Below are 8,449 nucleotides of genomic sequence, written 5' to 3'. Positions count from 1 at the left end.
TCTAAGTAGATAGCATGATCATTGGGCTCGATACCGAATATGGCTTCAGGAAGCTGCACCTTGGCACCTGTTTCTTTACCTGATACGTTTAATACTTTAACTTCCATCTTATTTATCCACTATAACGAATGAACCCTTAGCCCCTGGGATGGAACCTTTAACTACTATAAGGTTTTGCTCGGTATAAACTTTCAAAATTTCTAAATTCTGAACTTTTACACGCTCATTGCCCATTTGACCCGCCATGCGCATTCCTTTGAATACACGTGATGGCCATGATGAGGCACCTAATGAACCCGGAGCACGTAACCTGTTATGCTGACCGTGAGTTTGCATACCCACACCACCAAAACCGTGACGCTTAACCACACCCTGGAAACCTTTACCTTTTGACGTACCAACCACATCAACAAAATCTCCCTCAGCAAAAATATCTACGGTAACAGTGTCACCAAGAGCTTTTTCGTCTTCGAAAGTTTTGAATTCAACAAGTTTACGTTTTGGGGTTGTACCGGCTTTTTGGAAATGACCTTTTAACGGGCCAGAAGTGTTTTTCTCCTTTTTCTCACCATATGCAAGCTGTATAGCCGCATAACCGTCTGTATCTACAGACCGTACTTGTGTTACTACGCAAGGGCCAGCTTCGATAACTGTGCAAGGGATGTTCTTCCCTGAGTCGTCGAATATGCTGGTCATTCCTACCTTTTTACCAATTATTCCTGACATTTTCTTTATTTTATTTGTGCCCATCGAAGCAGTAGGGCTTCGTTCAAGGCATATTATTCCCCCGTTAAGGGACGGCAAAGATAGCAACTTTACATTAAATGTCAAATAGTTACTGAGATATTTTTTTATAAATATATTGTTAACTGGTTTGATATATAAAACAGGCAGTTATAGGGTGAGAATTGATTGGTTTTTAAGGGGATTGCGGGATTGTCATTCTGAGCGACAGCGAAGAATCTTATACTCTTACAAAGTTAACCGCCTGCAAACCGAATACCTATTTGTTTTATAAGATCCTTCACTTTGTTCAGGATGACAAAAAAGTTTGCGGAAAGAGTTTAAAACAGGGGTTGGTCTTAATTATTCCTAATAGTCAAAATACGACTATATTATGCGTTGCCTCCGGCCCGGGCTTTCCGCTCAGCTTCATGCCTTAGGTTCAGGACCGGTACCCAGGAAGGCTGTCATGCTGAGGCTCTCAAAGCATGCGGGCGGTGCTTATCAAGTAATTGCTGAATATACCGTATATTTACTTACCAATAACCTAATTCTTAAACCTATGGCCTGGGGCATATCTCCGCGTAAAGTTGCTGTCATTCCGCTGTGCGGGTATAATGCCAGTCATTATCTTACGCTTATATACCATGCTTTTAATAACCTGGGTTGGCGCATTAGTTATTTTGACAGGGACGGCATTATTGCCTATACTCCGATCTCGTGGGAATCATACGCCGAAGAGGTTTCTGTACGCATAGTTAATAACCATGCTGTCATAAAAAGCGAGTGTGTGGGCTACCAATTCTTTTTTACCGATTATGGCAAAAACGAAAAGAACCTGGAACTGCTAATAAATGGTGAGATAGCCTACGTTGAATATCATTTGCAAGACAACCTGGAGCAAACCACGCAGGAGCTTATAGATAGCATCCCCGACAACCAATTCATCAGTTTGGATAACCCGCCTATGGGTTATAAGGAAAAGCTGCGCAGCTTTTTATCGGCATTCGTCCCAAAAAAGAATTACTTTATTACGCCTCTACTGGTGCTAACCAACATCGCTATATATATTGTTACACATGTGATCATGATTGTTATGATGATCGTACTTTTTATGAAGGCCGCCCAACATCATGGCGACCCGGCACAAAACCTTATACGCAGTATGGAAGATATTTACCTGTCGCTTGGCTTCAGTAGCCGCACACAGGTGCTTAACGGACAGGTATGGCGTTTAATAACCAATACCTTTCTGCATTTTTCTATAATGCATATTGCCGGCAATATGATAGTGCTGATATACATTGGGTCGCTCATTGAAAGTAAGCTGGGTAAATGGAACTACCTGTTTCTTTATTTATTTACAGGCATATGTGCAAGCATAACCTCCGTAATATGGCGCGATCAGGGTATAGCGGCCGGTGCGTCTGGAGCAATATTTGGGTTGTTTGGTGTGCTGCTTGCTCTGTTAAGTACCAACTTTTACGAAAACAACGCCCGGCGCGCCTTATTAATAAGTACTGTTATTTTTGTTGCCTATAATATTATCCCGATAGGTAACCATGTGGACCATGCCGCCCATTTTGGCGGATTGATAACCGGTTATATATTTGGCTGGATAGCTTTCCTGGGGTTAAAGTATCAAAAGCAAAGCTTAACAACCATCTTTGCGTTGGCTATTACTATATTATGTACTTCCTTATGTATACAGTTTGCCCCGGTTTATGATTTTAAAGAAATGCAAAAGCTAAGTAAACAAACCGAAAATTTGTCGGCTGATCTTAGCCGGAAGTTTTATGGAAGCTATGGCATGGAGCGCGGGCAGCGCTTAGACGTATTCAAAAATACAGTAATACCAGATGTTGACACCTTGAACCGAATAGCCAAAAGGATGGCGAATATCTCTCTGCCAAAAAAGCAAAAGGCAATAGTCGCTATAAAATCAAAACTCATAACGCAGGAGTGTAAATTATATACACTGCTTTATTTAGAGTTTAGAGATAATGACCCTGTAAAATATCGCAAAGAAATTAATGCCACCACCCAAAAAATAAACGATCTACGGGTAGATTGGACCGCTATGGGTGATGATAGTAATGAATAAATATCCTTGTTTATTAGTTTTTGGTGACGCTGTTTTGTCAATGTAGATGGGTGTAGGCTACACCTACGAATTATTCAACATAAATCTAATAAAGCCATTCACTTCCGGCCTGTTTTATAACTTTACGGTCTATTAATTACTATCATGAATTTCTACACACGCAAATGGGTAAAACCCGAAGATTTGAATGCACACGGCACTTTATTTGGCGGCAGGCTGCTGGGATGGATAGATGAGGAAGCCGCTATCTATTCTATTATACAATTGGGCACTAATGGCTGCGTTACCAAGTACATGTCCGAAATTAATTTTATCAACTCTGCCAGCCAGGGTGATATTATTGAACTGGGCATTAAAGCAACTCACTTTGGCCACACCTCCATCACGTTAATGTGCGAGGTGCGTAACAAGATCACTCAAAAAAGTATACTCACCATTGATAAGATTGTTTTTGTAAGCGTTGATGAGAATGGCAAACCCGTTAAACATGGCCGTACAGAAATTACTTATACGGATGAGCGGTTGAGAGAGTGACAATACGATTTTAAGATTGAATGAATTAATAAGATTTAATCATTACCATCTTGTTAATCCTATAAATCGTGTCAGGATTACTCCATCATCAACCTTCGTATCAACTCCGCGCTCTGCTTGTTGCCTTCTTCCAATCTGCCTTTAAAAAAGGCTTGTACATCATTGAAATGTTTCTTATAGCCTTCCATATCGCCATAACCGATAATTGACGACCACTCGCGCACGGCCGAGTGAAACTCCAGATCATCACCACGAATGGTTTTATCATAAAGAGCTGCTTGTATAGATTCTTCCAGCAGTTCTTCATTTTTAAAAAGATACTCAGCAATACCTAAGCGCAGGCGGAAAGGCGGGGTCTGGCAGATCAGGTTATCGTACGGGTTAACGCCTAAATGGTACCAGGCATCAACCATACTTAATATACTTAAATGCGAGTTTGGTTTTTGCAGATCATGGTTCTGCGACAGCGAAAACTCCTTCATTACCTTATCACTCAGCATAATGGGTTTACGGCTTTTGTGGAATACAAAATCGCGGGCGCGGTAAAGCCGTTTGCGGAAAGCAGCTTCCTCCTCCTGTATCATCAGCTTAAATAATTCCGACTCTGACACCGCGTATTGCCTTACCTGCTGTTTTGCGTAAGGGTTTAAAATTGCCAGTCCGGCATACACGTGTGCCTTATAGCTAAATATGCGTAACGTAGTTAATATCTTCACGTTATCTATACCACCTATATAAGAAGCATTTTCCCACGGAAAAAATCCGGCGGCTTTCCAGGCGGTACCCATGCTTTCAAAACCTACATGGGTTACGGCTTGTGTGTCGGCTACAATTTTATCGTGCTCATGGTAATCGGCCAGTTCAACTATGTTTGATCCTATGGCGGTAAAGAGGTCGATCATGCGTTGGCGCGCAGCAGCATCTGCCCTATGCGGTATTAATATCAGGGTTTGCCCCTTTGGCTCAAAACCGGGGCCGTGCATGCCATGAAAAGTAATTATCTGCGCGCTTGCGGGCAGGTACTTATCAAATGCTTCAATCTCCGGCGTTTTAACAGAGGTTTGTCCCGCTACTATTGCGCCGGGTTTGGTGTATTCCGCATTTTCGGCAACTACCCTGGCTATCTTCTCCGCTTCTACCGAGTAGATGATGAGATCGCTGGTTTGCGATACTTCCTTACCGCTGTCAAGCACCTTAATATTATACGGCGCCAATTCTTCTTCCAACTGTACTTTGTTAGCCGGCAAATCGCATCCGGTAACAGTATAACCTGCTTTTGCAAAAGCTTTGGCGTAAAGCCGGCCCATATCCCCCAGGCCGATAATTCCAATATTCATTCCGCTAATATAACTATGAGTAGCAAAAATCCGTATGAAAGCTTACATTAGCTTTATAAAACTCCCTGAATTTCCAGAATAAACATTATTTAGCTTTTTTTTTTAATAAATCATTGTCTAATTTTACAATTATGAAAAATAATTTCATGTTGAGAATATCTATTTTAATTTTACTGCTATCGGGCATTGTAATGTTTGGCAGGGCGCAGGATACTTTAAAACAGACCACTGTTAAAAAGCAAATTGCAAAACCTGCACCCGCTAAACCCGGGGCAATACCCATCAATCCCAAAACCGGTAAACCTTATACCAAATATGGCTATGGCAGCCATGCAAAAACTTACAGGGAAGCCCAAATTGCAGATAGCCTGAAAAAAGCCGCTCCAATAAAAATACCTTCAACAACAATAGCTACAACACCTCCGGATGTTTCACGTGTTGATACATCAGTAAAAATTATGCCTGCACCTATTGATAAAAGCCTTAATGGGCAATACCAATACCTGTTAACCAAGGTATTCCGTTACCAGCAACCATTTGTTGATGCCATGTGGAAGACTTTTATGGATACATTAAAAACTACGCGTACCCAATTAAAGGATGTGCATGAAAAACTTGACCAACAAAGCAAAATCATCAGTGGTTTACAAACTGATGTCAGCAATAGAGATCAAACCCTTTTGCAAACTGATTCTATCAGCTTATTTGGTATATCATTATCAAAAACCACCTACAATCTTATAATGTGGGGTTTGGTAATTGTGATAGGGATCATCGCGGGTGTGGTTATTGCACAATCCGGGAGTTACCGGAAAGAGGCCACTTATCGCACAACGTTATATAACGAGCTGGAAGAGGAATTTAAGGCCTATAAAGCAAAAACTAACGAAAAAGAAAAGAAACTGGCCCGCGAACTGCAAACCGAGCGTAACAAGGTGGATGAATTGATGGGGAGAGGGTAAAGCCAGCCCGACTCCAGCCCCCTCTAAATCTCCCCCGGTAGGGGAGACTTTATATATTTACAACATGAAAGCTTTTCTTTTTGGGTGGAATCCGCTAAAATTTGAATGGGCAGATATAGACGAGGATATTAAAAAACTGGCAACAACCGGTAAGTTTGAAGATAACTGGAGCGTTATAAGCTATAAAACCATACAACCCGGCGACAGGGCCTATATAGTAAGGGTAGGTGTTGAGCCAAAAGGCATCTTTGCCTCGGGAGTTATTGCATCAGAGCCGTACCTTGCATTTCGCAATGGCAGGCATTATTACCGTATAACTATTGCATTAGATGTGCTGCTTAATCCCAACAAGGAAAGTATATTAACACTGGATATTTTAAAGACGGGCAACCTTGCCGCGCAAACCTGGACACCGCAGGCATCGGGTATTTCTATTCGCCCGGAGTTGGTTGATGAATTGGAAGGGGTTTGGATTGATTTTTTGGAAACTGGTGGTGAAGGTTTTTAACCTCTCTACTCTTCGCGCGTCATTGCGAGGAACGAAGCAATCTCTTCACTTGCTAATCAATGTCCAAAATGGTTGTGCTGGCTAAAGCCAAATGAGATTCATCAAATTGACTGTCTATGCAGAGATTGCTTCGTTCCTCGCAATGACGGTGGGATTAGCGATTGGGTCCAAGGTGGGAGGATCTTTAAGAATACACGACCGAATGGAATCATTTAGCATAAGCAATCCTTTTTTTAAATTCCTCATGCGTAATAAAGCGTCCGGCTGCAATATCTTCCTGCTCTTTAGCAATACCTGCTAAAACAAAATCTGGCAATGTTTCATCTTCTTTAAAAAAAGATATGTTTGTTCTTCCAAAAAGGCTTTTATAAGTTTTTCTTGTTCGACTGTTGGGGTTATTACATAAGTGCTCATATTCAAATATACAGAATTTGCATTTTAATTTACAGCAGTGTCTTTAACAAAAAAAGCCATCCGAACTAAATCGAATGGCTTTTTATATGTTTTGGGTCTTCCGGTACAGTTACACTTTGATCTCAACTTCAACACCGCTTGGCAATTCAAGCTTCATTAGCGCATCTACAGTTTTTGAGTTTGAGCTGTAGATATCCAATAACCTCTTGTAAGAGCATAATTGGAATTGCTCACGTGCTTTCTTGTTTACGTGTGGTGAACGTAAAACAGTGAAAATTTTCTTTTCGGTTGGTAACGGAAGTGGTCCGCTAACTACAGCGCCTGTTGGCTTTACTGTTTTTACGATCTTCTCTGCTGATTTATCAACCAGGTTGTAATCGTAAGATTTTAATTTGATTCTGATTCTTTGGCTCATGTTATTTTGTTTTTTATGATCGTTCCTAAGAGCTATTTGTTAGGGCAATCGGTGTTTATTATGTTTTAAAAAGCTGATTGGCAACTAATCTCTAATCACCAATCAACTAATCTCTAATTACGCATTCGCAGCAGCTTTTTTACCTTTTGCTTTGGCAACTACTTCTTCCTGTACATTACGTGGCGCTTCAGCATAGTGATCAAACTCCATGGTTGAAGTAGCACGGCCAGATGTAATGGTACGTAACTGGGTTACATAACCAAACATTTCTGAAAGTGGTACCGTAGCTTTAATTACCTGTGCACCTGCGCGCGAGTCCATACCCAAAAGCTGGCCGCGACGACGGTTCATATCACCAATAACATCACCCATGTTTTCTTCAGGGGTTAATATCTCTATTTTCATTATTGGCTCAAGCAATACAGGTTTACATCTTGGCAATGCCTCGCGGTAAGCCATTTTAGCAGCTAACTCGAAAGATAGCGCGTCCGAATCGACCGCGTGGAACGAACCATCAATTAAACGTACTTTTAAGCTGGTTAACGGGTAACCGGCTAATACGCCGTTATCCATTGAAGCTTTAAAGCCTTTTTCGACAGATGGAATAAACTCACGGGGGATTGAACCACCGCTTATTTCGTTCACAAACTGCAAACCTTCCTGGCCTTCATCGTTTGGTGAAAGTATAACTTGTATATCGGCAAATTTACCACGGCCACCGGTTTGTTTCTTGTATGTTTCGCGGTGTTGTACGGTGCCTGTAATAGCTTCTTTGTAAGCTACCTGCGGCGCGCCCTGGTTAACCTCAACCTTAAACTCGCGTCTTAAACGGTCCATGATAATATCCAGGTGAAGCTCGCCCATACCAGAAATTACGGTTTGGCCTGTTTCTTCGTCAGATTTTACGTGGAACGTAGGATCTTCTTCTGATAATTTACCTAAAGCGATACCTAATTTATCTACGTCTGCCTGTGTTTTAGGCTCGATAGCTAAACCGATAACCGGCTCAGGGAAATTCATTGACTCAAGAATGATCGGGTGTTTCTCATCACAAAGGGTATCACCTGTTTTAATATCCTTAAAGCCTACTACCGCAGCAATATCACCTGCACCTACGTTAGGTATAGGGTTTTGCTTGTTAGCATGCATTTGGAATATACGGGATATACGCTCTTTATTGTCTGAACGCATGTTATGTACATACGAACCTGCTTCCAGGTTACCAGAGTAAACACGGATAAAGCATAAACGACCTACGAAAGGATCGGTTGCAATTTTAAATGCTAAAGCTGCAAACGGTTCTTTTTCTGATGGTTTACGTAAAATCTCTTCGCCGGTATCAGGGTGATGACCAATAATACCTTCAACATCCATAGGTGAAGGAAGCAATTCCATCACATAGTCAAGCATGGTTTGTACACCTTTGTTTTTGAAAGATGAACCACAAACCAT

Annotated in this window: 8 protein-coding genes and 1 pseudogene; 4 read left to right on the top strand and 5 right to left on the bottom strand. The window is 41.4% G+C overall.

Translation table 11 applies throughout. The features are described 5' to 3' along the window. Positions 1-107: pseudogene (locus tag JWR23_RS04125) on the bottom strand (50S ribosomal protein L4); the annotation flags it as partial. Between the two features lies 1 nt (position 108). Beyond that, positions 109-726: a 50S ribosomal protein L3 gene (gene rplC, locus JWR23_RS04120; protein WP_299513331.1), complete on the bottom strand. Its 618-nt coding sequence runs from the start codon at positions 724-726 to the stop codon at positions 109-111. 466 nt (positions 727-1,192) lie between these two features. Here rplC and JWR23_RS04115 point away from each other — a divergent pair, with 466 nt between their 5' ends. Further along, positions 1,193-2,827 carry a rhomboid family intramembrane serine protease gene (locus tag JWR23_RS04115; RefSeq protein ID WP_299513330.1) on the top strand — a complete coding sequence of 545 codons (1,635 nt, stop codon included), beginning with the start codon at positions 1,193-1,195 and terminating at the stop codon, positions 2,825-2,827. A 144-nt stretch (positions 2,828-2,971) separates the two neighbouring features. After that, entirely contained in the window at positions 2,972-3,361 is a 390-nt protein-coding gene (locus JWR23_RS04110; RefSeq protein WP_299513329.1) for a hotdog domain-containing protein, read from the top strand. Between the two features lie 77 nt (positions 3,362-3,438). On the opposite strand, the gene JWR23_RS04105 is transcribed toward JWR23_RS04110, so the two are convergent. Further along, complete coding sequence (locus tag JWR23_RS04105) at positions 3,439-4,698, bottom strand: prephenate dehydrogenase (RefSeq protein WP_299513328.1); 1,260 nt, start codon at positions 4,696-4,698, stop codon at positions 3,439-3,441. Between the two features lie 131 nt (positions 4,699-4,829). Here JWR23_RS04105 and JWR23_RS04100 point away from each other — a divergent pair, with 131 nt between their 5' ends. Then, entirely contained in the window at positions 4,830-5,660 is an 831-nt protein-coding gene (locus JWR23_RS04100) for a hypothetical protein (RefSeq protein WP_299513326.1), read from the top strand. A gap of 64 nt (positions 5,661-5,724) precedes the next feature. Next, entirely contained in the window at positions 5,725-6,168 is a 444-nt protein-coding gene (locus JWR23_RS04095) for a hypothetical protein (RefSeq protein WP_299513324.1), read from the top strand. 523 nt (positions 6,169-6,691) lie between these two features. Here JWR23_RS04095 and rpsJ read toward each other — a convergent pair. Both rpsJ and JWR23_RS04085 read right to left on the bottom strand, forming a co-directional pair. Next, positions 6,692-6,997, bottom strand: a complete 306-nt coding sequence (gene rpsJ / locus JWR23_RS04090; protein ID WP_022830652.1) for a 30S ribosomal protein S10 — start codon at positions 6,995-6,997, stop codon at positions 6,692-6,694. A 117-nt stretch (positions 6,998-7,114) separates the two neighbouring features. Then, positions 7,115-8,449 (bottom strand): translation factor GTPase family protein (locus JWR23_RS04085; protein WP_299513321.1); only part of this gene is annotated, 1,335 nt, incomplete at its 5' end.

Origin of the sequence: Mucilaginibacter sp., from assembly GCF_028288205.1 — a bacterium.
In the GTDB taxonomy this organism is placed as follows: Bacteria; Bacteroidota; Bacteroidia; order Sphingobacteriales; family Sphingobacteriaceae; genus Mucilaginibacter.
The sequence above is the reverse complement of the archived record's forward strand: the minus strand, read 5'-3'. Positions and strand labels throughout refer to the sequence as shown.

Excerpts from the sequence above, each read along its gene's own strand:
- rplC (WP_299513331.1), bottom strand. The coding sequence starts at position 726 with ATGTCAGGAATAATTGGTAAAAAGGTAGGAATGACCAGCATATTCGAC.
- JWR23_RS04115 (WP_299513330.1), top strand. The coding sequence starts at position 1,193 with ATGCTGAGGCTCTCAAAGCATGCGGGCGGTGCTTATCAAGTAATTGCT.
- JWR23_RS04110 (WP_299513329.1), top strand. The coding sequence starts at position 2,972 with ATGAATTTCTACACACGCAAATGGGTAAAACCCGAAGATTTGAATGCA.
- JWR23_RS04105 (WP_299513328.1), bottom strand. The coding sequence starts at position 4,698 with ATGAATATTGGAATTATCGGCCTGGGGGATATGGGCCGGCTTTACGCC.
- JWR23_RS04100 (WP_299513326.1), top strand. The coding sequence starts at position 4,830 with ATGAAAAATAATTTCATGTTGAGAATATCTATTTTAATTTTACTGCTA.
- JWR23_RS04095 (WP_299513324.1), top strand. The coding sequence starts at position 5,725 with ATGAAAGCTTTTCTTTTTGGGTGGAATCCGCTAAAATTTGAATGGGCA.
- rpsJ (WP_022830652.1), bottom strand. The coding sequence starts at position 6,997 with ATGAGCCAAAGAATCAGAATCAAATTAAAATCTTACGATTACAACCTG.